This window comes from Rhodohalobacter sp. SW132 (genome assembly GCF_003390325.1).
Classification (GTDB): domain Bacteria; phylum Bacteroidota; class Rhodothermia; order Balneolales; family Balneolaceae; genus SW132.
This window is the reverse complement of the sequence record NZ_QUOK01000003.1, coordinates 374,799-401,097: the sequence shown is the minus strand read 5'-3', so window position 1 is coordinate 401,097 and position 26,299 is coordinate 374,799. Positions and strand designations below refer to the sequence as shown.

Sequence of the window (26,299 nt, the reverse complement as noted above, 5' to 3'; positions counted from 1 at the left end):
TGAAGGCGGTGGGTGCTTTTCGGGGAGTGTATGCGATGTTTGTAAAAACATACCGGCCAAATCTTAGATTAAAGTAACAAAGTGAGATGGACCATTGTTTTTACATCGCAAAACGGACCGCAAAGCCCGCCTGAAGGAATCATTCGCCCGGCGGTTTTTGGGTACTTTTGAACGCTCAAAAGTACCAAGGGAAAAATATATTGTTGGCTAATATTTGTGAGATTACCTTCAAAGGGGGACTTTTATGTTTTCCGAATCAATGGGTCGGGGAATTAAACCACTTATGATTAAAGACTACCTTCCGTCATGAAAATATGCATTCTCGAAAGCGCCTATGAATCATCGGATTCACCCATGAAATCCCACGACATGGCATCTTCACCCGAGTCATATTTTAAGGGACATGAAATCGAGCACCATTTTCTGCATAAAAAAACGGCTATCCGCCGCGTGACGGAACTGGTCTCGCAGGGTTTTGATGTTTTCGTAAACCTTTGCGACGGCAGCTGGGATGAGGACCGGGCCGGGATTGAAGTGGTGCAGGCCCTGGAGCGGTTTAACGTGCCCTTTACCGGGGCCGGCAGCTCATTCTACGACCCAACCCGCGACCTGATGAAAATGGTGTGCCGGTATTACGGGGTCAGGGTTCCCGGTCATGTGATCATCACTAACCCGGATGATCTCAAAACCGAAACACGCAATCTTCAATATCCGCTCATCGTAAAACATCCGAACAGCTACAGCAGTATCGGCCTTACGTCATCCTCACGTGTCGAAAACCGTGAACAGTTGCTCAAGCAGGCCCGGATCATGATCGACCGGTTTGGGCAAGCTATGGTGGAAGAGTTTATCGAAGGACGCGAATTCACGGTTCTTGTTGCTGAAAATCCCGATAATCCGGATCATCCGGCAGCCTATGAACCCCTTGAGTTTCTGTTTCCGCCGGGAGAACGGTTCAAGCATTTTGATCTGAAATGGATCAACTACAGTGGTATGAAAACCAGGGCGGTTGAAGAGAGAGCGCTTGCAGATCAATTGATGCATGCATCCCGAAGCCTGTTTAAAGGATTAAACGGAACCGGTTACGGGCGGTGCGATTTGCGCGTGAATGAAAATAACGAGGCCTATATGCTTGAGATCAACCCAAACTGCGGAATCTTCTATCCTCCCGGAGCTGAAGGGAGCGCCGATCTCATTCTTTTGAATGACGAACGCGGCCACGAACATTTTGTGGAACTCATTCTTGAATCAGCCATGAATCGCGTCTTCCAAAAACCATGGGAGCGGACATTTCACCCCGAATATGGTTATCGAATTGTAGCCACAAAGGATATTTTGAAGGATGAGCTCATTTTTGAACATGAGGAACAGAAACACCACCTGGTCAGTCGTTCACACGTGATGAACAACTGGAGTGAAGAAAAAAAGAGGTGGTTCAGGCAGTATGCATGGCCGATTAGCGACGAGATCTATGTGATGTGGAGTCCGGACCCCGATGAGTGGACTCCAATAAATCACTCCTGCGATCCCAATGTCTGGCTGACGGGATTGAATGTGACCGCCCGCAGATCAATCCGGGCCGGAGAGGAGATCACTCTTGACTATGCCACGTTCTGCAATGAGATCATGGAGCCTTTTTCCTGCAAGTGCGGGGCAAATGACTGTCGCGGACTGATAAAAGGAACCGATTACAGGTCGGATTTTGTGAGGGAAAAATATGGGGAGCACGTTTCAGTCTACGTTAAGAAAAAGACGGAAAGAGAGGATAGCGGGAGTATGTCATGATGGTGGTTTGCCGGCCACTGCATGCTGACATCGTTCGATGCCATTCGAAAAAGTTACCGCTCTAAATAAGCCACGTAAAATTGGGATTCTCCAGAATTTACTGAAACAGGATTTTACTATAGTACTCAATACGTATTACCATATGAAGACGTTCTTATAAATAAGAGTCATTAGGTCTCCTTTCGTATTCAATATTGCCAGCTGTGGGAGTCAGCTGAGCCAATAAGTATCAAACCACCAACTAAAGAATATTAGAGAATTATATCCAGGTATAGGTTGCCTGTGTACATGAATTGAGATTCATGGAACCTGATTGAGTTTTTGCAATTACAATAAGAGATAGAAGTGAGAGAAGTTTTAAGAGACAGGTCTGTAGGTAAAGACTAAAAGGTAGTTTTAAAATTAAGATTTTAAGAGAAGATTCCTTTCAGGAGTTAAAAAATGTCCAGAGAATCATATAGATTTTATTCCGGAGAAGGTCCTGTTGTGGCTGTAGCACTCCATAGCGGGCATGATGTGCGAAACGTGCTCAAACCCCTCTACAACCTCACTGATTCAGAGCGGTTGCGCGAGGAAGATCCACATACAGACTTACTTACCACGATTGTTCCGTCACGTATTATTGTCAGGAAATCCCGGTTCGAAGTAGACCTGAACCGTGAACGCAGTTTAGCTGTGTACCGTAAACCAGAGGATGCGTGGGGCCTCAATGTATGGAAAGAGTATCCTGAGGAAGAATTGGTAGAAAAATCTTTGGCCATGTATGACAGGTTTTATGCAGATTCGAGAGTATTTCTGGGCCGCATCATCCAGAAATATGGTTACGTTATCGTTTACGACATACACTGCTACAATCATATGCGAGAGGGCCCGCATGCAGAACCGGCTGATCCGGCCGGCAATCCCGATGTAAATTTGGGTACGGAAAATCTGAACAGGCATGTCTGGGGGGCGGTCGTGGACGGGCTTGCCAATGATCTTCGCACGTTCAATTACCCGGGTGGCCCCCTCACGGTGGGTGAGAATATCCGTTTTAAGGGTGGCCATTTCTCACGCTGGATACAACAGGAATTTGGCGACCAGAGCTGCGCCATTGCTATTGAGTTTAAAAAAATCTTTATGAATGAATGGACTCATGAACTCGACCCGGTGAAATTCAACGCGCTTTACAATGCTCTTAAATCTACACTTCCGGGATTGCTGACTCATAGTAAACAAATTACAGAAGTGCACGCGGGTGGTCTGTAATGAAAAAAAGCCAGGTCGTAAGTGAACCATTTGAAGAGGTGATCGCGGATGTGACTCAAAAGCTTAAAGAAGGAGAGCAGGTCCGAATGGAACTGCCTGACGGCGGAATGCTTCACTTCGATCGCCCCTTACCCTTTCTGGTAGTATTTCGGAAACCGCAGGATGGGGATAACAGGGCGGTCAGGCTGTTGGTGCGATCCCAGACATCCTTTCTGATTGCACCAGCCGATGGCAAGCTTGAAGATCTGAAGGCGCTCGTGCGTGCGATCGCAAAAACAATTTCCAAAAAAAGTGGAGCATTTCTGATTGTTGAAATTTGGCCGGAACAGCCCACATTCAAATCCGGAGATACGGTTCAAGAGGATGATGCAGAATCAGGTCGTCCTTCAACAAAATCCGATCCTGCTGCAGACTTTCATATCCGGGCACCACGCGAGGTGGCCTATTCAAGTGTAAGCTACCTGAAAAAAGACCTGGAGAAAATCCTGATTGGACATCAGAATGCAACTGCAGAAATATCTCTGGATGACCGCCATCCCCCCGGACTGATGCAGTTACTGGAAGCGGATGATCTAAAAGAGATGGGGGCCCTGCTGATCGGGTTGGAAATTCGTCCGTTTTACATCAATTCCGAAAGCGGAAGAGCATATCCTCTTTTGCTCAGAAAAATGGCACGAGAGCTCTCAAAGGCATTAAACCGTACATTTTTTGAATTTGTCAGAATCCAAACGAATCTGGATGTTTCTCATTTTCAAATGCTGGGACGACAACTAATGACTCGCCCGGCCCGTGAAATAGATATTGATCTGGCCCGAATTGATGACAGTTTCAGTTTTCTGCAATTGGTTACACCCATAAATATTCATGAAGCCTGGTCGTATTTCAAGAGCAATCATTTCAAAAAAACACCTCTGTTTCATTACAGGCTGATGTCGGAAGACCCGGAGATCCTCAAACGCGAGCTGTATAATTTATCTATTGAACGCGTTGAAGACCCAACTCTGGAGTTTATGTTTCGGGAAAAACGGAGCGAACTCGATAAAATGCTGACTCTGCTCACAGAACGCGGAAAGCCTGAGTTCATGCCGGGAAGCATGCAATATTACGGTCCGCTTGAAGAATCGGTGACCAACCTTGCTGCGGATTTGCTGTCGGCCATTTCCCCGAATTCAGACAGCAGCGAGCAAAACATGATATCGCCGGATGATTTTGCCGAAATGGCCCGAAAAGAGATCGATTTCTATCATACTCAGTATGAACCCATTGATGCCAGGGTGTGTGTTCAGGATGATATCGCCGGGCTACTCGTTTCGAATGGAAATTTGCATATAGGGACGGATGCCCGCATCTCAACTGCGCGGGCAGAGGCATTGATACAGCATGAAGTGGGTACTCACATCCTCACCTATTACAATGGGAAAGCCCAGCCGCTCAAACTGCTCTATTGCGGGCTGCCCCGATATGAAGAGCTGCAGGAAGGCCTCGCGGTGCTCAGTGAATACCTGGTCGGGGGGCTGCTGCCGAGCCGTCTTCGGCTTCTGGCAGCAAGGGTAATTACCGTTCAGGCCATCATGCGCGGGGCTGATTTTGTCGAATCGTTTCATATTCTGCATGAAGATCACGAGTTCGATGCCCGGGAGGCATTCACCATCACAATGCGCGTGTACCGCGGGGGAGGACTTACCAAAGACGCAATATACCTGAAAGGACTGATGCGTGTTCTTAAATGGCTGGAAAATGGCAACGAGCTTCAGCCTCTCCTGATCGGAAAAATTCGTGAAGACTATCTTCCGCTGATAAATGAGCTGCTGCATCGTCGAATTTTGCGTCCGGCACCTCTGAGTCCGCGCTACCTGGAATTTCCCGGAGCCAGAGAGAAACTTGAGCAGCTAAAAAAGGGATCATCCGTCTTAGACCTCTTGCAGGAATAAGTAATTTCAAGAATGTATCCACAATCATAAAATTAAAAGAGAATTAAATGAGAATCGCACTGATCATAAATGATATTGAAACCGAAATAGCGGAGTATACATCCGTTTACCTGGGTCTGAAAATGCATAACCTGGGCCACGAAGTTTATTTTACCGGTGTTGCCGATCTGGTGTACTATCCGGACGGCCATATGGGGGCGACAGCAAGAAGGGCTTCGGGCAATAAATATAAGACCACCAAGACCTATATAAAGGCTATCAAGGATGATAGTGCAATAGAAGAAAAGATAACGGCTGACAACCTGGATGTGCTTCTGTTGCGCAATGATCCTGCCTCGGAACCTGTCGGCAGGGGATGGGCTAAAAACGCATCTGTGATTTTCGGTCAGCTTGCCCTCAGGCACGGTGTGATTGTCCTGAACGATCCCAATAGCCTGTCAGAAGCCGTTAACAAGATGTATTTCCAGCATTTTCCTGAATCCGTGAGGCCGCATACCCTCATTACACGTGACCCGAAAGAGATCCAGGAATTTCATAAAGAACAGGGGGGCAACATTATCATGAAGCCACTCCAGGGCTCCGGTGGTGCAGGTGTTTTTCTGGTAAAAGAGGACGATGCAGTAAACCTGAACCAGATGATCGAGGCGATTAGCCGCGACGGATATGTTATTGCCCAGGAATATTTACCTAAAGCCACTGAGGGTGATGTGCGGTTATTCGTGGTAAATGGTGATGCGCTAAAATGGAAAGGGAAATACGCGGCGATCCGTCGTGTAAATGAAAGCGAGGATATTCGAAGCAACATGTCTGCCGGAGGAAGTGCCGAGAAGGTAAAAGTTGATGATACGATGCTCGAAATTGTCGATACCATTCGGCCGAAACTTGTGCTTGACGGCATGTTTATGGTTGGGCTCGATATTGTGGGTGATAAACTGATGGAGATTAACGTATTTAGTCCCGGAGGACTGCAGGGAGCAAGCGAACTCCAAGGTGTGGATTTTTCAATCCCTGTAATCCAGGCGATCGAAAACAAAGTTCAATACAGAAAAAATTACACGGATTTAATTAGTAATAAGCTCCTTGCAACAATTTAATCCCCACTCATCCGATGAAAGTCCCTCATCCGCTGACTTCCTGTCATCGGATGAGTGTGTTAAGGTCCGGATCTCTACGGTAGGTTTCGGCATGCCAGGCGACATGCCCTAACGATTCATCGGATGAAGCGAATTCGTCCGATGAAAGTCACTCATCCGACGACTCCCCGTCATCGGATGAGTCGGGTAAGGCCCGGATTTCTACGTCAGGTCTCGATCTGCCAGGCAACTTGCCCTAACGATTCATCGGATGAAGCGAATTCGTCCGATGAAAATCCCTCATCGGACGACTTTCCGTCATCGGATGAGTGGGTTAAGGTCCGGATCTCTACTGCAGGTCTCGATCTGCCAGGCGCCTTGCCCCAACGATTCATCGGATGAAGCGAATTCATCCGATGAAGATCCCTCATCCGCTGAAGCTTGTAATTTCTTTCACCCAAAACACCATTATTTTGTCCGATTCTGACTCTTCATCGATATCTTTCCAGCGATAGGTGGTGCGCAGCTCCGGTTTTTTTTTGTAACCATATTTTTGCCAGATGGGATCCAGCGGCTGGTAATCATCAGGCCGAAGCGGGTGGTCATCCGGGCGCTGAACAGCACAAAAACATGTGAAATGGATGCCTGATATTTTTTTTGCATGGGATTCCCTCTCCTCAAATAAACGGCGGTAGATTCCGCGTCCCCGGTACTCTCTCTTTAAAATCGATTCTCCGCAGTAAAAATAGTTTTCGGGATTTAACCCATGTTTCTGAAATGGCCGTCTGAAATCCTCTTCCTCATCTGTCATCGGCAGGCCGGTGGAAGCCCCCACAACCTGATCTCCATCCATCACAAGTACGGCGATGCTGTTTTCCGAATTCAGATACGTTTTGAGGTACGACAGCTCATACTCCTGCGATCCGTCATACAGATAGGGAAATTCCCGGAAAACCTCGATTCGCAGGCTGGCCAGGCTATCAGTATATGGCATCAGTCTACTGCCGGTGACGGTTTTGATGGATAATGAACTTTGCATGGTAGTATTTCTTGATTCGTATTGCCTCGATTTTGAGAAAACTCAACCTATGATTTTACTACACTATATTAAATCAAGTCAGAGATAAAGTATCTGCAATTTTATGTTTAAAATGTAGTGAAACTAACTGTTTTTGATGTACGTAACCTGAATTCAACTTTAATCAAATTACACAGCTCTATGCGTCGATTTACGTTACTGATTGCAGGATTAATTTTGCTTGCCGGTTGCCTTAATGTCGGTTCATTTGCTCAGGATACTATCAAGGGAAATGGCGATATAGTCACCGAAAACCGGGATGTCGGACACTTTTCTGAGCTCAGAATCACCGGATCAAACAGCACAGTCGTTTATGGGGATGAGGATGGGCCGATTCGCATTACAGGTGATTCAAATATCCTTGAAAATATTGATTCAACCGTTCAAGGGAGCCGCCTGGTGATTACCGCCAGGGAGAATGCATTCCTGAATCCCACAAAACGAGTTGAAATTGAGATTCCTTCCACGAGTTTGAATGCGACAAGCGTCTCAGGTTCGAACCGCCTTGAACTAAAAAACATCCACCATCAGACGTTCACCATTAGAGGCAGCGGCAGTACGGAAATATTTGCAGGTGGATATACTGATATTCTGGAGATCCGAATGTCCGGCAGTTCCAGAATTATTGCCCCGGATTTGGTTTCAGAATCGGCATCAATTCGAACCAGTGGATCATCAAAGGCAGAAATAAACGCTTCTGGAAAACTGGAATCCCGTTCCTCAGGATCTTCTGAGATTATTGTACACGGCAATCCCTCAGAGATCTCTAACCAATCCAGCGGTTCTAGCCGATTGCGAACCGTTGAAAATTGATCCCACCCCTCATCCGCTGACTTCCCGTCATCGGATGAGTGGGTTAAGGTCCGGATCTAAACTGCAGGTCTTGGTAAACCAGGCAACTTGCCCCAACGATTCATCGGATGAAGTGAATTCGTCCGATGAAGATTCCTCATCCGACGACTCCCCGTCATCGGATGAGTAGGTTAAGGTCCGGATCTAAACTGCAGGTCTTGGTAAACCAGGCAATTTGCCCCAACGATTCATCGGATGAAGCGAAATCGTCCGATGAAGATTCCTCATCCGACGACTTCCCGTCATCGGATGAGTGGGTTAAGGTCCGGATCTCTACTGCAGGTCTCGATAAACCAGGCGCCTTGTTCGAACGATTCATCGGATGAAGCGAATTCATCCGATGAAGATTCAATTCCGAATCGTAATTCAACAGATTTCAGCCTATATTTGATGTCAAATTCAATCAAATCAAAGGTACCTTGAGTCAAAATCTTCTGATAAAAAACGGCAGGCCGGTCGGAAACGGCTACGATGGAAATTCTGAACTGGATATTCGAATCCAAAACGGCACGATCACAGAAATTGGCGAAAATCTGGATCAAAATGGTGATGAAGAACTTTTTGACGCTGCCGGGGCATATATAAGCGGCGGCTGGATGGACATGCACGTCCATTTCCGGGAGCCGGGGTTTGAACACAAAGAGACGATCGAGACCGGATGCCGGGCAGCAGCGTTTGGCGGATTTACCGAAGTCGCCTGCATGCCGAATACAAAACCGGCGACGCACACCCGAGATGTTGTGGAGTATATCCGCAAAAAAGCGGAAGGTGAGGCGGTGAGCGTGCACCCGATCGGCTGTGTGACCAAAGATCGCGCAGGAAAATCGATCGCCGAAATGGCCGATATGAAAAAAGGTGGCGCCGTGGCATTCAGTGATGATGGTGACCCGGTTTTCAATTCTCACGTCATGCGGGTGGCATTGGAATATTCCTCTATGCTCGGAATGCCGATCATCAACCATGAAGAAGATCTTGACCTTTCGCGTCCCGGTCACATGAATGAGGGAGAAGTCTCCACACGCCTGGGGCTCGACGGTACGCCCGGAATTGCTGAGGAGACGATGATCGCCCGTGATATTCTGCTCGCCGGATTTACAGGAGGACACATTCACGTAGCTCATATCAGCACGCGAAAGGCGGTGGACCTGGTGCGGCAGGCGAAAAAAGAGGGGATCAATGTGACGACCGAAGTGTGCGCGCATCATTTTGACCTGACCGACATTGAAATTGAAAAACGAGGCTTCGATACGAACGTGAAAATGCATCCGCCGCTGCGGACTCAGGATGATGTAGATGCCATGATTGAAGGCCTGGCCGACGGCACGATCGATGTGATCTGCACCGACCACGCGCCTCACGCGATTGAAGAGAAGGAAGCAGAGTTTATTTATGCCCCGAACGGAATCATCGGGCTGGAAACCGCCTGGAGTATCACCGTAAAGCGGCTGGTTGAACCGGGAGTTCTTACAATTAACCAGGTGCTGGATAAGCTGGTTATCAAACCCCGGGAGATACTGAACCTGGAAATTCCCGAAATTGCCGAAGGGAAAAAGGCGAATTTGACGATCTTCAACACCGATGAAAAGTGGACATTCAGTCCGTCGGAAGTCCGGTCAAAATCACGAAATTCACCGTACCTTAATCAACAGATGACCGGCCGTGCCGTTGCGATTTTTAACAATAACCGACTCGTGGAGAACACAATAGGCGGCTGATTCAACAGTTACTTCTATCTATGAACCGGCACCTGATCCTTATCTTTTCTCTCAGTTTTCTGTTTGCTTCTGCTGTTGAGCTCGCTGCGCAACAAAACAGGGGACAGGTTGATATTCGTGATCTCTTCGCAGATTTCGGAAATCTGCCCGCGGAATATCTCGACAGAGAGCCGGATCACAATTATCCGCATGAATACCTCTCCAAAAAGACGTCTATTCGTTTTGTGGAGCAATCGGGCGGTGTGGATGCGGTAATCGATCACCTGGTGCGGATTAAAATCTACTCCGATGACCCACTTGAAATTGCAGATGCAGCGCTGACAGGCATCCCGGTTTATGAAGCAGACAACATGGAGCAGGTGAGAAACCTGGAAGGGGTGACCTATCTGCCCGACGGCCGGACGTTACGTCTGGATGAGGATGATATCAGCCGTTCGGAGCTGAATACGCGCTACAACATCCTGGAGTTTGAGATGCCGGGGGCGGTAGCCGGAGCGGTTCTGGAGTACAAATATTCGGTGCACCGCCGTTATATTGAAGAGCTCCCCGATTTTTACTTTGCACACCAGGTACCCGTTCGCGAAGCATCAGTTACGTTGCAAAACGAGCGTTATTTGCGGTATGATGCCGTTACCCAACACGTAGATTTTGATATTGAATACATCCGAGAGGAGGTCGATACCAGTTCGGTTCCGCTCGTATTCAGCTATTCGCGTCCCGAACCGATTTTGCTGGAAGAGTGGCGGGCTGAAAATGTGCCTCCAGTGGATCATACAACATACGTTTCATCGGTAGACGATATCCGCGGAAAGGTGATGTTTATGATCAGTGAATTCGGGGTTCCGCGCCAGCCGCTGGAAAATAGCTGGGAGCTGGTTGCCGCCCAGATCCGGAAAAATTCATCACCGGAGAACGTCGTTTCAGCCTATACGGAATTGATGGAACGGGGCCGTGAAATTGCCGGCTATTTTGATGAACCTGAAATGGCGCAGGATTCCATCTTCCGGCTTGTAAACGAAACAGTTCAGTTTAACGGAATGAATGCGGTTTTTGCGGATGACGGACTGGACCACGTGCTGAGTCCCGAACCGGCTAACCAGGCGGAGATCAATATGACACTTTTGACACTGCTCCGGGGAGCTGGGATTGAAGCCTACCCGCTCTATATTTCCGGCCGTGATTTTGGCCAGATCAACAGGTCGTTTCCATCCCTCTACCAGTTTAACCGGATGCTGGTTCACAGCCGGATCGGGGAAAAAGAACATGTGATGGACGCATCCTTCCGGTTCAGTGAACCGGATCTGATACCGGTGGAATCGTTCAACGAGCAGGGATTTTTACTTCGTGAAAACAGCCACGAATGGATTGAAATCCGTCCGGATAAAAGCGTGTTTGACCTCACCATTTTCCTGGACCTGGAACTTTCGGAAGAGGGGCATCTCAGCGGAACACTTCGGTCCAACACCCGCGGATATCCGGCACAGCAGATTTTATCGCGGCTGGAAGCGGGGGAGAGTCAGCGCCAGGTTGCCACATCGATGTTCCTGGATATGTATCCCGAAATGGAAACGGAGCGGGCTGAAATTCGAATGAGTGAAGGATTGAGCCGGGAGGCTGCGGTTGAGATCGATTTTACCATCAACCGTTACGCAACCAGTTTTAGTGACGGCCTGGAGTTTCGGCCGATGGTGGTGGGTTACCTGTTTCGTAACCCGTTTGAATCAACCCGGCGCCGGGTACCGATTACGCTCGATGCCCCGGAAAATCTGATGATCAACTATCAGTTAACGATGCCCGATGGATACAGAACCGACGGTACAGCAGAAACGCGTCAGACCCGGCTGCCGGGTGCCGAGCTGAATGAGCGGTACGCAATCACCGGAAACGTATTGCGGTATTCGTTTGAGATTGACATCACAAGAAAAGAGTTCCCCGCCGATATGTACGGGCAGTTACGCAGAATTTATGAACGCTGGGTGGATCTGAGCAACAGCACCTGGTACCTACAAAAACTATAATATGATAATAGCGATTGAAACATCAACACCGGTCTGTTCTGTGGCGCTTCAGACGGGAGCCGGACGTACCTGGGAGAAACGGATTGAAGGGCGCGGCGTCCATTCGGAACGACTCTTTACGTTCACAAAAGAGCTGCTCGACAGGGCTTCTGTTGAGATCAGCGAGCTGGATGCCATCCTATTCAGCGGAGGGCCCGGTTCGTACACCGGCCTCCGGATTGGCGCTTCTGCAATTAAAGGATTTCTCTACGGGAGGGATGTCCCGTTTTACACCTGCCCGACGCTGATCTCCTTTGCAGCCGGGCTTCCGCTTGATGAATCTCCGAAACAGATTTTATCTGTTATCGATGCCCGCCGAACACACCTCTACGTGCAGGTTCTGCAATGGGATGGTGAGAACCTGACGCCCGAAACGGATTCGGCTGTTGAGGCGATTTCTGACATTGAAAAAAAACTGACACCAAACACCATTCTCGTCGGGACCGGCTGGAACCGGTTGAATTTTGATCCATTCGATGAGATTCAAACTTTTGGGACTGAAGCCATATCGGCAAAAAATCTGATCACAGCTTGGGAGCATGACGATTTACGAAGCAGCTTCAAAAAGGAAATAATCGAAACCTACGAACCCGATTATCTTGAGCTGGCGCAGGTGAATAATAGTGGGGTGAAGTGAGGTGAATAGCATTGTCCAAATAAATGTAGACCCGACCGTATGATAAGCTCATTATTCACCCTTGTACGGATCATCTGGTAACATCTGCCTTGTATGCCAGATTGTAAGCATATCGATTTGTTTGGGTTTCAATTCATAAATCAGCCGATAATTTCCGTGAATAATCTCCCTGATTTCAGCTCTTCTGAATTCCGGTACGATTCTGCCACTTTCCGGTTGATTGCTTAATTTCTGACACTGCTCAAAAACACCACGTGCCCATTTGATTGCGGCAGGAACATGATCAAGGGCGATATAGTCCGTGTACTCTTCAACACGACTAAGAAATTGATCGGTAAATATTACGTCCATTTAGAAAGATGCTTTTCGATTCTCTCCTCGGCTTGTTTCATGGAATAAGTTTTCCCTTGTTCAACTTGTTGTTTCGCTTCGAGTAAATCTTCAAGCATTTCCATTTTCTTGGTAAAACGTTCAAATTCTGAAACATCCATCAGCACAGCAGCACTTTTACCATGTTGAGTAAGAATTATTGGCTGTTTCTCCTTTTTTAAACGCTTTATAAACTCTGCTGATTTCTTACGAAACTCGGAGAGAGGTTCAATGTCTTTTGAAATGGAAATATTCATATAAGTACGTGTTTAGTATTTATTCGTACTAATAAAATACTTTATTTAGAGTAAAAATACTATGTCGGAGTGGGCCGGATCAGCCGAATGAGCAAGAGGAAGTATTTTCTGTGCCCTAATTGGTTTATTGGTTACCTGGTGTATTCTAATAATTAGAAATATTAGTTACATGAACTGGCTATTTCACCGATTCTGCTATAAACAGATCTATTCTTCAATAGAAAAGTGCTCATTTACCGCCTTCCTGAAAATCTCTTCATCCCGCAAACGTAAACCTGGTTTATCCCCTTCAAACTTCTAATTCTCAAAATATCTTGCGAAAGATTTTAGCTTGATCGCAGATTCGTTATTTTATCGAATTATCATCAACAAAAAGAAATAAAATGGCCTGGTTTAAACGAAAAGATTCCAACATACAGACCGACAAAAAGAAAGATATGCCTGAAGGCGTTTGGGTGAAGGTTCCCACAACAGGGGAGACGATTCACCGGCGCGAGCTTGAGGATAATCTCTGGGTGGATCCGCTGAGCGGATATCATTTCAGAATCGGCAGCAAAGAGTATTTTTCATTTCTGTTTGATGACGGTGCCTATAATGAGATCGGGGATGATATTCTTCCGTCTGATCCGCTGAATTTTGAAGACCGGAAAAAGTATAAAGATCGCCTGAAAGCCACCCAGAAGAAATCGGGCCTGAGTGACGCCTGCCGGGTGGGTACGGGTAAAATGGATAAGCTGGATGTTGTCATCGCCTGTATGGATTTCTCTTTTATCGGGGGAAGTATGGGTTCAGTTGTAGGTGAGCGGCTCGCACTGGCGATCGATACGGCACTCGAAAAAAAGCATCCGTTGCTGATTATCTCCCAATCGGGCGGGGCACGGATGATGGAAAGCGTGCTCAGCCTGATGCAGATGGCGAAGACATCAGCCAAGTTAGCACGGCTTGATAAAGCGGGCGTTCCCTACATTTCAATTATGACCAATCCCACGACCGGCGGTGTGACGGCAAGTTACGCCATGCTGGGTGATTTTAATATATCCGAACCGGGTGCTTTGATCGGTTTTGCAGGTCCGCGTGTGATTCGCCAGACGATCGGGCAGGATCTTCCGGATGGATTTCAAACGGCCGAATACCTGCTTGAACACGGATTCCTTGATTTTATCGTACCGCGACAGAAAATGAAAACACGTGTAGGCCGCCTTCTCCGGATGGTGGTGAAAAAGCCTAAAAAATAGAATCAACCAGCCGACCTTCTTCCTGAAACCGGGTGGTATTCCGGACAGATTAATTGTCCAATTAAACGTGAGTTAAGATGAGATTTGCCGATTACGCAAAAATTTATGTTACGGCCGGAAACGGCGGCAGCGGGATGTCACACTTTCGCCGGGAAAAATATGTTCCCAAAGGAGGGCCCGATGGCGGCGATGGCGGACGTGGCGGCAGCGTTATTCTCATCGGGAATGTACAGCTAAATACTCTGCTCGATCTTCGCTATCGAAAATATGTGAAGGCGGATCACGGGAAGGATGGCCACACATCCCGCAAAACGGGTAAAGATGGTAAGAATGAAATTCTTGAAGTGCCGCTCGGAACGGTAGTGTATGATGCAGATACCAAAGAGAGACTTGGCGAAATTACCGAAGATGAACAGAAACTTGTTGTAGCCGAAGGCGGCCAGGGCGGTCTCGGAAACTGGCATTTTAAAAGCTCCACCAACCAGTCCCCTACGCACGCTCAGGAGGGGAAACCGGGTGAAGAGCGAGCCATTGAACTTGAGCTGAAACTGATTGCCGATGTGGGCCTGGTCGGATTTCCCAATGCGGGAAAAAGCACGCTGCTTTCGGCACTTTCTGAAGCGCGTCCAAAAGTGGCGGATTATCCCTTTACCACACTTGAACCGAATTTGGGGGTGGTTACCTTTTCGGATTACCGCAGTTTTGTGATGGCCGATATTCCGGGAATTATTGAGGATGCTCACGAAGGGAAAGGGCTCGGTATCCAGTTTCTGCGCCATATCGAACGGAATAACCTGCTGCTTTTTATGGTAGGGTGTGATGAAGATATTAACGAGCAATACAACGCCCTGCTGCACGAACTGCGCGAATACCGGGGTGATTTGCTGGATAAACCGCGGATTCTGGCGATTACAAAACTTGACCTGGTTGAAGGGTTTGAACTTGAAGAACCGGTTCAGCTTGATGATGACGAGGTTGAAATCATTGAAATCTCCTCAGCTACGGGCCACAATATTGACGAACTAAAAGAGAAGATCTGGGAAAAATTACAAACTATTGGAGATCACGAACCATCATAGAGCCCTTGTAGCACTGATGCAGGTGCCCGGGTTTGGCCTGAAAAATGTACGGCTGCTTTTGAAAACCTCCGGCGTTAAGCATGCAGAAGATCTGTTCAGGCTCTCGCCGAAAGAGATTCAGAAAACAGAGGGTATCGGGCAGGAACGGGCAAAAAATCTCTCCTCATTCAGTGATTGGGATGCTGTTGATCGTCAGATTGAGAAAGCTCAAAAACTTGGGGCTTTCCTGATCAGCCAGGCCGATCCCCACTATCCCGAACTGCTGAAACAGATTTACGATCCGCCTGTGATTTTATGGGTTAAAGGAGATGCGGAAGCGCTGAATCGTCCGGGCATTGCAGTGGTGGGCACGCGAAATCCCGGACGTTACGGGCTGGACCAGGCGGAGAAGTGGTCCGCAAAAATTGCACAAGCCGGACTGAACGTCAACAGCGGTCTTGCCTACGGAATTGATTCGAAAGCACATATGGCGGCAGTGGAGAACGGTGGCGGTACGATTGCGGTGATGGGATCGGGAATCGACTGGATTTATCCCAACCGGAACCGCTCGCTGGCGGACCGGATCGTGAAAAACGGCGGGGTGGTGATGACCGAGTATCCGCCGGGATCAAAACCGGATGCCGGGCATTTTCCCGAAAGAAATCGTATTGTGAGCGGAATGAGTCACGGCGTGCTTGTTGTGGAGAGCGGAATTAAAGGCGGAAGTATGATCACGGCCCGGCTTGCGCTGGATCAAAACCGTGAAGTTTTTGTACTTCCACACCCGCTGAACTACATGAAAGGGGAAGGGTGCAATTACCTGATCAAAACCGGGCAGGGGAAGCTGGTTCAGTCGATGGATGATATCACCGATGAGCTTTCGATCGCGCTAAACGGACCTGATACCGGGCCAAACGGCACACATCAGTCATCCAAAAAATGGGAAAGCGCGGATCTTTCCGGTGAACAACAGCAGATATGCGAAACCATCGGCCACGATTCACTGCATGTAGACCAGATTGCCGAATCGCTTGAAACCGAGCCGTTTAAACTCGCCAATATACTGCTTGAACTGGAAATGATGGGACTGATCTGCCAGAAAGCAGGTAAATATTTTGAATTGAGATAGTATTCTATTTTGCCGTTTCCGTATTAATTCTTTAGTTCAGATATGTTTAGAGTCCAAGACGTCATATTATCAGAAGACATCGCCACAAGCCGGTTTGCCTGCGATATAACCCGGTGTAAAGGTGCGTGTTGTGTAGTTGGGGATGCCGGCGCCCCGGTAGAAAAGGGTGAAATTCCAATTTTACGAAAGGCGTTTGGTTTACTGAAAGACCGGCTCACCCCGGAAGCGTTGGCGGCTGCGGACGAACACGGTGTAGTGCAGAAGGAAAATGAAGGGCAGTATGCAATTACGTGTGTGGAGGAAGGAGACTGTATTTTTGTGGAGAAAGATGAAGATGGCGTGGCAACGTGCGCCATTCAAAATGCCTATTATCGCGGTGAAATCAACTGGGAAAAACCGCTTAGCTGTCACCTCTACCCAATTCGGTTAAAAAAGATCTCAGGAATGGATTTTGCAAATTTTGAGTATATTCCTGATCTCTGTTCAGCCGGCTGCAATAATGGCCGGCAAAGCGGAACGTATCTTTCTGAATTCCTTGAAAAAGCGTTGAAACGACGGTATGGAACCGACTGGTACGATGATTTTATCACGGCTTGTAATGAAGTGAGAAGCAGCGGAGTAACGGCATGATTAAAACCGGTCAAAATCTCAAACAGACGCAGAGCCTGCAGCAGAAACTTTCGCCGCAGCAGATTCAGTTCATCAAACTTCTGCAGCTTCCAACCATTGGTATGGAGCACCGGATTAAAGAGGAGATAGAAATGAATCCTGTTCTGGAGGAAGCTGATCCAGAGCAGCTTGAGGAGACGGTACAGGAAAATGAGACGGATTGGGATGAAAAGGAGGAGAAAACTGATGAGCTGGAACCGGTGGATCAGCATGATGAAGTAGACTGGGATTCCTTTATGCACAACACCGAGTATGAGGGAAATAACTACAGCGGTATGGGCGGGGGGAATGAAGAGTGGAAGGATCTGCCCGATCCCTATCACGATACGCTTCTTGAAGAGCTTGAAAAACAGGTTTCACTGCTCGATCTGAGTGAGGATGAGCAGCTGATTGCCGACCAGATTCTCGGTTCGCTTGATGAAGATGGCTATTTTCGCCGGGACACGGAGGCCGTGGTGGATAATATCGCCTTTAACCAGGGCGTGCTGGTAAATGCCGATGATATTGAAAAGGTGCGAAAACAGATCCAGCAGCTTGATCCGATTGGAATTGCCTCACGGGATTTACGAGATTGCCTGAGCTGTCAGATCAGTAACATACCCCAGGAAAGTGAAACACGGGATCACGCGCTGGCGATTGTGGATTCTCACTGGGAGGCGTTCGAAAAGAAACATTTTTCAAAACTGAAAAAACGCCTCAAAATTGATGATGATCAATTAAAAGAAGCGTTTGAACTGATCCGTTCGCTCGATCCCAAACCCGGCGCAGTCGTACATCCCGATGAGGATACCCAGCATTATATCGAGCCCGATTTCGAGGTCTATTATGAGCCGTCGGAGAAGGAGGGGGAGGATGGTGAATTTGTGATCCGGCTAAACCGAAGAAATGTTCCTCCGCTGCGAATCTCACCGGAGTATAGACAGATGTGGGACAACCTGAAGAAGAATTCGAAAAGCGAATCAAACGACAAACACGCCAAACGGTTTATCAAAGATAAAGTGGAGTCGGCACAGTGGTTTATCGATTCTATCATTCAGCGGCAGAATACGCTGATGAATACGATGAGGACAATTGTATCTCTGCAGGAGGATTTTTTCAAGTATGGCGAAGGCTTGAAACCGATGATCCTGAAAGATATAGCCGAGAGAATTAAGATGGATATTTCAACGGTTTCCCGGGTTGTTAATGGGAAATATGTGCAGACCAATTTTGGAGTGTACGAATTGAAATACTTTTTCAGTGAAGGACTTGAGACCGAAGATGGGGAAGATGTTTCCAATCGTGAAGTGAAAAACTACCTGGAGCAGATCATCGAAGATGAGGATAAGAATAAACCGCTGAGCGACCAGGCCCTGACCGATATGTTAAAAGAGAAAGGATATAAAGTGGCGCGCAGAACGGTGAGTAAATATCGCGAACAGCTGAATATTCCCGTTGCCCGGCTGCGAAAACAGATTATGTGATGCGAAGCCAGAATTCCCGCTGACTATTTTTATCTACGGCGCCTCTAAAGCAAAAAGGATCGGTTCTATCAGCGATGGTGAGTTGAGTGCGTAGATTAGAATTCCGAGTATAAGTAAAATGTGGACACCCACCGTTAGCAACAGAAAAACAGACTTTTGGAGACCTGTATCAAGGAATTTAGAGCTGTCGATCGCCGCAATATTAAAGCTGAAGAACCAGATCAGGATAAACAGTGCACCCAAAATGAGTATGAGTCCGGGGGCAACCCGAACCTGGTTAAAAACGATTAAAAATGTTACCACAAAAAGATTCAGATGCAGCGGCCAGCTGTAGAGATTTAAAATCTGACTGAAAGCTGTGAGCTGCCGGTTGGCAACATAGATCCAGAGGACAGATATCATTTGCAGAACCACCGCTCCAATAATACCAACCATAAAAAGAGAGAAGAGCGGATCGCCAAACCACATCACACCGGAAAAATGGTAACTGAGTATATCGAGACCGAGCTGAGAAACCACCACTTCAACACATGCAAACACAAACAGTCCGGTCAGAAGTGCGTGCTGAATCAGCAGAAACAGGCCGGGAAGTACATTTCTGAGCCGGTGCTCCATCACATCAGCTACAAAAAAGCTGTGGTTCGAAAAATAGCGAAGTACCGATTGTCCATAGATCGGCTGAAACCGGTAGTGTAGAGCAAAGCTTCCCCAGATCAGGAAGAGCAGAATTACGCTCCAGTTAATATACGGACGAGACTGAGGCTCCCCCGGGAGCGGAAGTGTGACCTGTTCTCCATTTACATAATCACGATAAAGAAATCTAAGCTCACCTCGCGATTCAATTTCCGAGAAAAACCAGGGTGCAGGCAGAATAAGGATCGATTCATTCAGTTCGTGCAAATTGTTCATCACACGATTGAGGTGCCTGTATGTTGAATGAGCATCACCGGAAGGTAAAAAGTGGATCACTGAAGCAATTGGAGTATTATCCATGCCCGGAACCACCCGCAGAGATGTAAACCGTAATCCGTCTGGTGAATCACCGGTTTGAATACCTGCAGAGCGGATATAGAGAGGGACATCGATTTCTGTGCGGATTGAATCGGTAAGAAGAGAAGCAGACCGTGAAAAGTTCGAATAAGATTCGAACGGATGACTAAGGATATTTAATGCAGTGATCCTTCCGGGAGCTTCACGATCGAAATCTCTGTAGATACGGATGACCTCCTCTGCCTGCGCTCCAATTTGCTGCGATAACACGCCGGGTACCTGGTATTTTGGACCGGCATCCGCAAAAAAGTAGAACGATTCATTCGGGAATTGCCGGATTTGTTCAGGATTCGAAATCTCGAAAATTGCGATATCCAGTTCTCTGGCAATACGAAAGTTTTGTTCTGAAAAAGTGAACCCTTCCGAAGGAATTGAAAGCACTATACGATGATCGGACTGCGGCAGATCAGATTCTGAACTGGTAAATGCAATCATTGCAAAGAGAAACGATAAAATCAGCTGCACGAAGCGTGTTCTCTGTTATTTGATATTTGCGGTTTGCTCAATGGGGAGCATCCGGGTCTCTTTAAAACTGCTGAGGACGATGTTTGAACGGGTTCGGGTTACGCCATCCCATGATTGAATGAGCGAGAGAAATTTTTCGAAAGATGCGGTGTTTTTGGTTCGAACTTTCAGAATGTGAGAGCCGTCGCCCGTAATGGAGTGGCACTCCAGGACCTCAGGATGATCAGAGACCAGCTCAACAAAGTTGATGTATTTTTCAGAGCCGTCAACCTCTACAAAGATAAATGCCGTGATGTCAAAATTGAACTTTTTAGCGTCCAGAATGGCGTTATACTCCGAAATGAGGCCGCGTTGTTCGAGTTTTCGCATGCGTTCAGATACGGAAGGGACGGAAAGATGCACGATATCTGCGATCGTATTTCGCTGTGCTCTGCCATCCTTTTGAAGATGATTTAAAATTTTAACGTCTGTTTCATCCAGTTGATGTGCCATAATTATATTTTCTACCTAATATTTCTAATTAGTAAAGTATTTATCTTAAATAAATTAGGAAAAATTCGAATACTTTGCTTGATAAGAATTGTTATTTCAAAGCGGCTTTTAAAGTGCGGAGGGAGCAAAAAAATTTCATCGGGGAGCAGATCAATCCTATCTTTGAACGTCTCTGAAAATTAAGAAAAACTTGTAGAATACAGATTATGCTTGATATTACGTTCATCCGCGAAAATGTAGAACTCGTAAAACAGGGGATGGTCCATAAAGGTGAAAAAAACGTAGAAGTTGTTGATAAAGCGATTGCAAAAGATGATGAGTGGCGCAAGGCGGTGACCGATGCCGATCGTCTGAGAGCGGAGAGCAACGCCCGGTCGAAGGAGATCGGCAAGCTGATGGGGCAGGGAAAAAAAGAGGAAGCTCAGAAAATTATCAAAGAGACCGGGGAGAGCAAGGAGAAAATTAAAGAGTTGGAAAAATCGATCACACGTTTGCGTGACGAGCTTGATGAACTCCTTTATAAAATCCCAAATGTGCCCGATCCGTCTGTTCCGGTCGGCAGCACCGAAGACGACAACCAGACCTTCAAAACCTGGGGCAAGCCTGCAGGTGATACCGGCAAAAAACCGCATTGGGATATTGCTGAGCAAAAAAAGTGGCTCGATTTTGACCGCGGGTCGAAAGTAACGGGAGCCGGTTTTCCGTTTTACATCGGCAAAATGGCTGCACTCCAGCGGGCGCTGATCAACTTTTTCATCTCAGAAGCGGCGAGCGCCGGATACACAGAGATGCAGGCACCCTTTTTTGTGAATGAAGATTCGGCGCGCGGGACTGGACAAATTCCCGATAAGGAAGATATGATGTATGAAATTCAGCGCGATCAGTTTTTTGTGATTCCAACGGGTGAAGTTCCTATTACTAACTACCACCGCGACGAAATCGTGGGTAAGGATCTTCTGCCGCTGAAATATGTTGCGCACACGCCGTGCTGGCGCCGTGAGGCGGGAAGTTACGGAAAAGATGTGCGCGGGCTGAACCGCCTCCACCAGTTCGATAAGGTGGAGCTGGTAAAAATCGTGCATCCTGATGAATCGGAGACCGAACTGGAAAGCCTGCGTGTTCACGCAGAACAGCTGCTCGAAAAACTGGAACTCCCTTACCGGACCCTGTTGATGTGTACCGGTGATATGGGCTTTACCCAGACTAAAAAATATGACCTTGAAGTGTGGAGCCCGGGACAGCAGCGCTGGCTTGAGGTAAGCTCCTGTTCCAATTTCGGATCTTTCCAGGCACGACGGATGCAGCTCAGGTATCGCGATGAAAAAGGGAAGATTGAGATGGTTCACACGCTGAATGGATCAGCACTGGCACTGCCACGAATTGTAGCGGCTATCCTGGAGACCTATCAAACCGAAAACGGTGATGTGAAGGTACCGGATGTTCTTCAGCCGTTTATCGGAAGTGAGGTTATTTGATTTTAAATGTAAATCTATCCTTCTCCTATATCAGACCGTTTTCAATCTTATAAGATTTAAGCTGTTGATATTTCGGGTGATGTACGTCGAAATGTTGAATTAAATATTTGGAATCAAACTTAACTAAACGAAATACTTTTTTTACCTTTTGCAGGTATGAGAACTCATCCGATGTCTGCAATTCATTATATCAGTAAAAACCACAAATCTATACCAACCAATTGAATGAAAGAAGCCAAAGAGAATCTTTCTTATCCCAAAGAAAATATTAAAATCCTGCTGCTGGAGGGAATTCATCCCAAAGCGGCTGAAAATTTTAAAAAACATCACTTTACAAATGTTGAAACTCATGATGTTGCCTGGAGCGAAGAGGAGCTTCTGAACAATATTGAGGATGTGCAAATCATTGGCGTTCGCTCGAAAACGCAAATTACAGAGAAGGTTCTCAAACACGCAAAGAAATTGAAGGCAATCGGTTGTTTTTGTATCGGCACCAACCAGGTGGATCTGGATGCGGCAACCCTGGCGGGCGTTACGGTTTTTAATTCACCCTACTCCAATACCCGGTCTGTTGCTGAACTGGTGATTTCGGAATCAATTATGCTGATGAGGCGCATTCCATTGCGCGATAAAAAAGCGCACGAAGGAGTCTGGTTGAAAGATGCTAAAGAGAGTTACGAAATCCGCGGCAAAAATATTGGCATCATCGGGTACGGACATATCGGTTCCCAGGTATCAGTACTTGCGGAAAATATGGGTCTGAATGTGCTCTACTACGATATTGAACCAAAACTACCGATGGGCAACGCTACACGGGTAGAGTCGATGAACGACCTTTTAAAGCGATCGGATATTGTTACTCTGCACGTGCCGGCAACTTCAGGTACCGAGATGATGATGGACGCCGACAAACTTTCTCAAATGAAAAAGGGAAGTATTTTGCTGAATCTTTCCCGCGGTTCCGTTGTGGATATAAAAGCTCTCAGTGAAGCCATTAAATCGGGCCATATTTCCGGCGCGGGGATTGATGTCTATCCGCAGGAGCCTGAGTCGAAGGGAGAGCCGTTTCAATCTGAATTGCAGAATTTGCCGAATGTTATTCTTACGCCGCATATCGGCGGCTCTACTATTGAAGCCCAGTACAATATTGGGGTAGATGTCTCCACAAAACTGATCAACCTTATTGACAACGGTACCACGGTGGGATCGCACTCACTCCCGTCACTCAACCTGCCAGTGCAAAAAAATGCGCACAGAATACTTCATATTCACGAAAACAAGCCGGGTGTTCTGTCGGAGATCAACCGCTGCCTGTCTGATATGGATATCAATATTCTCGGGCAGTATCTCAAAACAAATGAGAAAATCGGTTACGTGGTTCTGGATGTTGACAAACATCACGACGACGGACTGCTGAATGTTCTGAATGAAGTAAAGCATACCATCAAAGCGCGAATTCTATATTGAACGATGCCCTGCGACAGGGGCAGTTTCATGAAAGGATAAACCGGGCTGATTTGCTTCAGGCCGGGTCAGCTTCCCGTAACCGTAACCACTAACCTGCGTGATCCGCCGCGATTTCGATGCTCGCACAGGTAAATTCCCTGCCAGGTTCCCAGGTTAAAACGTCCGTTGGTGACCGGGATGGAGACAGAATGTCCGAGAATTGAACTTTTGATGTGTGAAGTCATGTCATCCGGCCCCTCAAGCGTGTGCTCAAAGAGAGAGGTGTCTTCGGGGACCATGCGGTTGAAGTGCGACTCAAAATCGCGACGCACGGATGGATCCGCATTTTCATTGATCGACAAGCCGGCACTGGTATGCTGAATGAAAACGTGCGCTACGCCGGCCTTGATCTGTTTCAATTCCGGAAATTTGCCAAGGATCTCATCCGTAACCAGGTGAAATCCCCTCGGTTTTGGTGAAAGTGTGATGGTTTTTTGAATCGTTTCCATAAATATGTTGTCGTTCGGAGCGGTTTGATTTGGTGTGATGAATAAGTAGCCTGAACTAATCACCCAAACAGGTTCCGATTTCGCGGGCGGTCCTGATGGTATCGCCGTCGAGAGGAACCAGTTTCATTTTGTTAGCAACCTCGGCAATGGGAATCCGCTTGATTTGATTCTGCTGCATTACGATCAATTTGTTGGTATCGCCTTCGTCGATGGCACGGACTGCGGCTGCTCCAAAGCGGAGTGAGATGAGCCGGTCGTAGGAGCTGGGAGTTCCGCCGCGCTGAAGATGGCCCAGGACAATCGAGCGCGACTCCTTGCCCGTCAATTCTGAGAGTTTATCCGCAATATACTGATCGGCGCCGCCAAGCTGTTCCGACTGGCCGATCACTTTTCCTTTCACAAAATGCGTTTCGCCTTTTTCCACTGCACCTTCTGCCACAACCACGATGGTGTGGTGGCGTCCGCGTTTCTCACGCTCTTCAATCTTTTTCAAAATGGAATCAAACGTGTACTCCACTTCGGGTATCAGGATGATATCGGCCGATGCAGAGAGCCCGGAGTGCAGTGCAATCCAGCCGGCATAACGCCCCATCACCTCAACCACCATGATGCGCTGATGTGATGCTGCCGTCGTGGTGAGTTTATCAATCGCTTCCGTGGCTGTAGATACAGCAGTATCAAACCCGAGTGTGATATCCGTTGCCCAGATATCATTATCGATCGTTTTTGGGATGCCGATGATCGGGATACCTTTTTTGGTCAGTTTATCGGCAATGATCATTGATCCGTCGCCGCCAATCGCAATCAGTGCATCGATTCCATGCTTTTTGAAGACATCTATCGCTTCATCGGATCGATCCTCAAGCGCCCAGCTCCCGTCATCTTTCTGATACGGCATCTCAAACGGGTTTCCGCGATTTGCTGTGCCGAGAATTGTGCCGCCCTGGAATGTAATACCGCGAACAGTATCCTGGTTCAGCGGAATAAACGGCTCTTCGGTGTAAAGTGACCCATACCCATTTTTGATGCCCACAACTTCCCATCCGTGAGACAATGCCGCGAGTGTAGCAGCGCGAATGGCTGCATTAAGTCCGGGAGCATCCCCGCCGCCTGTATTGATTGCAATCTTCATACGTAAAGAATTTTTTGTTTTTAATTACCCCATGCTGCAGAAGAAGATTAATGTAATGAATCTATTGGGTTTAATACATCCCGAATCGAGTGGTGTGGTCTGGATGAATATTTTTTAGTTTTTGTTGAGATCTGAGTTTGATTGTTAAATCTTGAACTTGAAATAATCTCTCATACTTGTACAAACTTGAAAGATCCGCTATTGGCAAACTGTTGTTTTATGCGAGAATGGGAGATCGCGGATCGTGTTCCGCGATGACGTGTGAGAAGGAAGAATGTGTACGATTTGTAACTACCAAATTTCTAATAGTTACCGGGCTTCCCGGTTCGGCGAACCGGGTTACATTAATCAATCAAGAATACCCGCCAGTCTGTCGAGTTCGGATGGAAGGGTTCTGAATTCACCCCAGCGGATGATTCCAATGAGAAAAGTGAGTGTTTTGCCGGTATTTGTGAGTTTTCGGGCCAGAGCAGCAATCACCCGATCCCGGTTTTGAATTTCCAGGTTTTTATCGGAAGCTTTCGCGTATCGGCAGGCAAAAAGCCAGGCTCCGTCGCGAGCGGTTAGGATACTGAAATCGATGAGCATTTCATCCCGGCCGTTTGCCAGGCGGATCATCGGTCCAAAGAGTAAGGAGACCCGTCCGATATTTGATTTCACCTGTTCAACCAGGGAAGATAAAATGCCGTTTACTTTATCGTAGTCATTCCAGATCTCATCCATGTTTTGCCCCTGCATGGTTTCTGCAGCCGCAATGCCAAGGTCCAGGTTGATGTGAGCGTTTATGCCCAGAAACAGGTGCTGCATAATCACATAATCTCCTGATTCAGCCGAGTTGAAGGCGTGTTTCCAGCTCTCAGTTACCGGTTCGCCTCTGTTGTTGTAATGCCCGTCAAACGCATCAAAAAAACGCTGAGCAAAAATAGCGTCCAGCCGCTCCATTCTTGCAGAATCGTCAAAATCGCCATTTTCAATGCACTGCTTAATTCGAATCGTCACAAACCGATAGAGCACGGCGAAATACCCAGCCCGGAGGTGATCACGTTTGCACTGATCCACAATGTCGTCCATTCGTAAAATTACCTGCTCAATTGAGTCCATACGATTTCCTCTGGTTGTGTGGAATGATTCCGGATTTTGAAATTCTGCCCACACACAGGTGGGCAGAATTTTC

At 47.4% G+C, this 26,299-nt stretch carries 25 protein-coding genes; 16 read left to right on the top strand and 9 right to left on the bottom strand.

Annotated elements, in window-relative coordinates; all coding sequences use genetic code 11:
- Positions 1–306 precede the first annotated feature (306 nt).
- The 4 genes from DYD21_RS08645 (at position 307) to DYD21_RS08630 (ending at position 6,058) form a co-directional block, all read left to right on the top strand.
- Entirely contained in the window at positions 307–1,785 is a 1,479-nt protein-coding gene (locus tag DYD21_RS08645; RefSeq protein WP_116035321.1) for an SET domain-containing protein-lysine N-methyltransferase, read from the top strand.
- Between the two features lie 441 nt (positions 1,786–2,226).
- Positions 2,227–3,033, top strand: coding sequence for an N-formylglutamate amidohydrolase (locus DYD21_RS08640; protein WP_116035319.1), 807 nt, complete (start codon positions 2,227–2,229; stop codon positions 3,031–3,033).
- Positions 3,033–4,964, top strand: coding sequence for a flavohemoglobin expression-modulating QEGLA motif protein (locus DYD21_RS08635; RefSeq protein WP_116035317.1), 1,932 nt, complete (start codon positions 3,033–3,035; stop codon positions 4,962–4,964). Before DYD21_RS08640 ends, DYD21_RS08635 begins: the two co-directional genes overlap by 1 nt.
- Positions 4,965–5,011: 47 nt before the next feature.
- Positions 5,012–6,058, top strand: a complete 1,047-nt coding sequence (locus tag DYD21_RS08630) for a glutathione synthetase (protein WP_116035314.1) — start codon at positions 5,012–5,014, stop codon at positions 6,056–6,058.
- A 206-nt stretch (positions 6,059–6,264) separates the two neighbouring features.
- On the opposite strand, the gene DYD21_RS08625 is transcribed toward DYD21_RS08630, so the two are convergent.
- Together DYD21_RS08625 and DYD21_RS08620 are read right to left on the bottom strand one after the other, a co-directional pair.
- Positions 6,265–6,468 carry a hypothetical protein gene (locus DYD21_RS08625; protein WP_116035312.1) on the bottom strand — a complete coding sequence of 68 codons (204 nt, stop codon included), beginning with the start codon at positions 6,466–6,468 and terminating at the stop codon, positions 6,265–6,267.
- Positions 6,465–7,076 (bottom strand): GNAT family N-acetyltransferase, encoded by a 612-nt coding sequence (locus tag DYD21_RS08620; protein WP_116035310.1) that lies wholly within the window; start codon positions 7,074–7,076, stop codon positions 6,465–6,467. The genes DYD21_RS08625 and DYD21_RS08620 overlap by 4 nt, the downstream gene beginning before the upstream one ends.
- Positions 7,077–7,256: 180 nt before the next feature.
- Between DYD21_RS08620 and DYD21_RS08615 the strand changes: the two genes are divergently transcribed.
- From DYD21_RS08615 to tsaB, 5 genes are all read left to right on the top strand, one after another.
- Entirely contained in the window at positions 7,257–7,928 is a 672-nt protein-coding gene (locus DYD21_RS08615) for a GIN domain-containing protein (RefSeq protein WP_116035307.1), read from the top strand.
- Positions 7,929–8,089: 161 nt separating this feature from the next.
- The gene (locus DYD21_RS20885; RefSeq protein WP_147303539.1) at positions 8,090–8,293 is read left to right on the top strand and encodes a hypothetical protein; all 204 of its coding nucleotides are present in this window, start codon (positions 8,090–8,092) and stop codon (positions 8,291–8,293) included.
- A 93-nt stretch (positions 8,294–8,386) separates the two neighbouring features.
- Positions 8,387–9,682 carry a dihydroorotase gene (locus tag DYD21_RS08605; protein ID WP_199535493.1) on the top strand — a complete coding sequence of 432 codons (1,296 nt, stop codon included), beginning with the start codon at positions 8,387–8,389 and terminating at the stop codon, positions 9,680–9,682.
- 20 nt (positions 9,683–9,702) lie between these two features.
- On the top strand, positions 9,703–11,700 hold the full coding sequence (locus DYD21_RS08600; protein WP_116035299.1) for a hypothetical protein: 1,998 nt from the start codon (positions 9,703–9,705) through the stop codon (positions 11,698–11,700).
- 1 nt (position 11,701) lies between these two features.
- Positions 11,702–12,376 carry a tRNA (adenosine(37)-N6)-threonylcarbamoyltransferase complex dimerization subunit type 1 TsaB gene (tsaB, locus tag DYD21_RS08595; protein ID WP_116035296.1) on the top strand — a complete coding sequence of 225 codons (675 nt, stop codon included), beginning with the start codon at positions 11,702–11,704 and terminating at the stop codon, positions 12,374–12,376.
- A 51-nt stretch (positions 12,377–12,427) separates the two neighbouring features.
- Here tsaB and DYD21_RS08590 read toward each other — a convergent pair whose 3' ends face one another.
- Positions 12,428–12,727, bottom strand: coding sequence for a type II toxin-antitoxin system RelE/ParE family toxin (locus tag DYD21_RS08590; protein ID WP_116035294.1), 300 nt, complete (start codon positions 12,725–12,727; stop codon positions 12,428–12,430).
- Complete coding sequence (locus DYD21_RS08585; RefSeq protein ID WP_116035292.1) at positions 12,718–13,002, bottom strand: type II toxin-antitoxin system Phd/YefM family antitoxin; 285 nt, start codon at positions 13,000–13,002, stop codon at positions 12,718–12,720. Before DYD21_RS08585 ends, DYD21_RS08590 begins: the two co-directional genes overlap by 10 nt.
- 383 nt (positions 13,003–13,385) lie before the next feature.
- Here DYD21_RS08585 and accD point away from each other — a divergent pair, with 383 nt between their 5' ends.
- The 5 genes from accD (at position 13,386) to rpoN (ending at position 18,556) form a co-directional block, all read left to right on the top strand.
- Entirely contained in the window at positions 13,386–14,237 is an 852-nt protein-coding gene (accD, locus tag DYD21_RS08580; protein WP_116035290.1) for an acetyl-CoA carboxylase, carboxyltransferase subunit beta, read from the top strand.
- A gap of 77 nt (positions 14,238–14,314) precedes the next feature.
- A complete protein-coding gene (gene obgE, locus DYD21_RS08575; RefSeq protein WP_116035287.1) occupies positions 14,315–15,316 on the top strand; it encodes a GTPase ObgE in 1,002 nt (333 codons plus the stop codon).
- Positions 15,294–16,424 (top strand): DNA-processing protein DprA, encoded by a 1,131-nt coding sequence (gene dprA, locus DYD21_RS08570; RefSeq protein ID WP_233505503.1) that lies wholly within the window; start codon positions 15,294–15,296, stop codon positions 16,422–16,424. The genes obgE and dprA overlap by 23 nt, the downstream gene beginning before the upstream one ends.
- Before the next feature lie 42 nt (positions 16,425–16,466).
- A complete protein-coding gene (locus tag DYD21_RS08565; protein ID WP_116035285.1) occupies positions 16,467–17,054 on the top strand; it encodes a DUF3109 family protein in 588 nt (195 codons plus the stop codon).
- A complete protein-coding gene (gene rpoN, locus DYD21_RS08560; RefSeq protein WP_116035282.1) occupies positions 17,051–18,556 on the top strand; it encodes an RNA polymerase factor sigma-54 in 1,506 nt (501 codons plus the stop codon). Before DYD21_RS08565 ends, rpoN begins: the two co-directional genes overlap by 4 nt.
- Positions 18,557–18,589: 33 nt before the next feature.
- On the opposite strand, the gene DYD21_RS08555 is transcribed toward rpoN, so the two are convergent.
- Together DYD21_RS08555 and DYD21_RS08550 are read right to left on the bottom strand one after the other, a co-directional pair.
- Positions 18,590–20,071 carry a hypothetical protein gene (locus DYD21_RS08555; protein WP_116035280.1) on the bottom strand — a complete coding sequence of 494 codons (1,482 nt, stop codon included), beginning with the start codon at positions 20,069–20,071 and terminating at the stop codon, positions 18,590–18,592.
- A 15-nt stretch (positions 20,072–20,086) separates the two neighbouring features.
- On the bottom strand, positions 20,087–20,563 hold the full coding sequence (locus tag DYD21_RS08550) for an Lrp/AsnC family transcriptional regulator (protein ID WP_116035277.1): 477 nt from the start codon (positions 20,561–20,563) through the stop codon (positions 20,087–20,089).
- Positions 20,564–20,769: 206 nt separating this feature from the next.
- Here DYD21_RS08550 and serS point away from each other — a divergent pair, with 206 nt between their 5' ends.
- Together serS and serA are read left to right on the top strand one after the other, a co-directional pair.
- A complete protein-coding gene (gene serS, locus DYD21_RS08545) occupies positions 20,770–22,038 on the top strand; it encodes a serine--tRNA ligase (RefSeq protein WP_116035274.1) in 1,269 nt (422 codons plus the stop codon).
- Positions 22,039–22,263: 225 nt separating this feature from the next.
- Positions 22,264–23,505, top strand: coding sequence for a phosphoglycerate dehydrogenase (gene serA, locus DYD21_RS08540; protein WP_116035271.1), 1,242 nt, complete (start codon positions 22,264–22,266; stop codon positions 23,503–23,505).
- Between the two features lie 65 nt (positions 23,506–23,570).
- Here the strand turns inward: serA and DYD21_RS08535 are convergent, their stop codons facing one another.
- The 3 genes from DYD21_RS08535 to DYD21_RS08525 form a co-directional block, all read right to left on the bottom strand.
- Positions 23,571–23,993 carry a secondary thiamine-phosphate synthase enzyme YjbQ gene (locus DYD21_RS08535; RefSeq protein ID WP_116035269.1) on the bottom strand — a complete coding sequence of 141 codons (423 nt, stop codon included), beginning with the start codon at positions 23,991–23,993 and terminating at the stop codon, positions 23,571–23,573.
- A 55-nt stretch (positions 23,994–24,048) separates the two neighbouring features.
- The gene (locus DYD21_RS08530) at positions 24,049–25,125 is read right to left on the bottom strand and encodes a 6-phosphofructokinase (RefSeq protein ID WP_116035267.1); all 1,077 of its coding nucleotides are present in this window, start codon (positions 25,123–25,125) and stop codon (positions 24,049–24,051) included.
- 348 nt (positions 25,126–25,473) lie between these two features.
- A complete protein-coding gene (locus DYD21_RS08525; RefSeq protein WP_116035543.1) occupies positions 25,474–26,226 on the bottom strand; it encodes a DUF5995 family protein in 753 nt (250 codons plus the stop codon).
- Positions 26,227–26,299 lie beyond the last annotated feature (73 nt).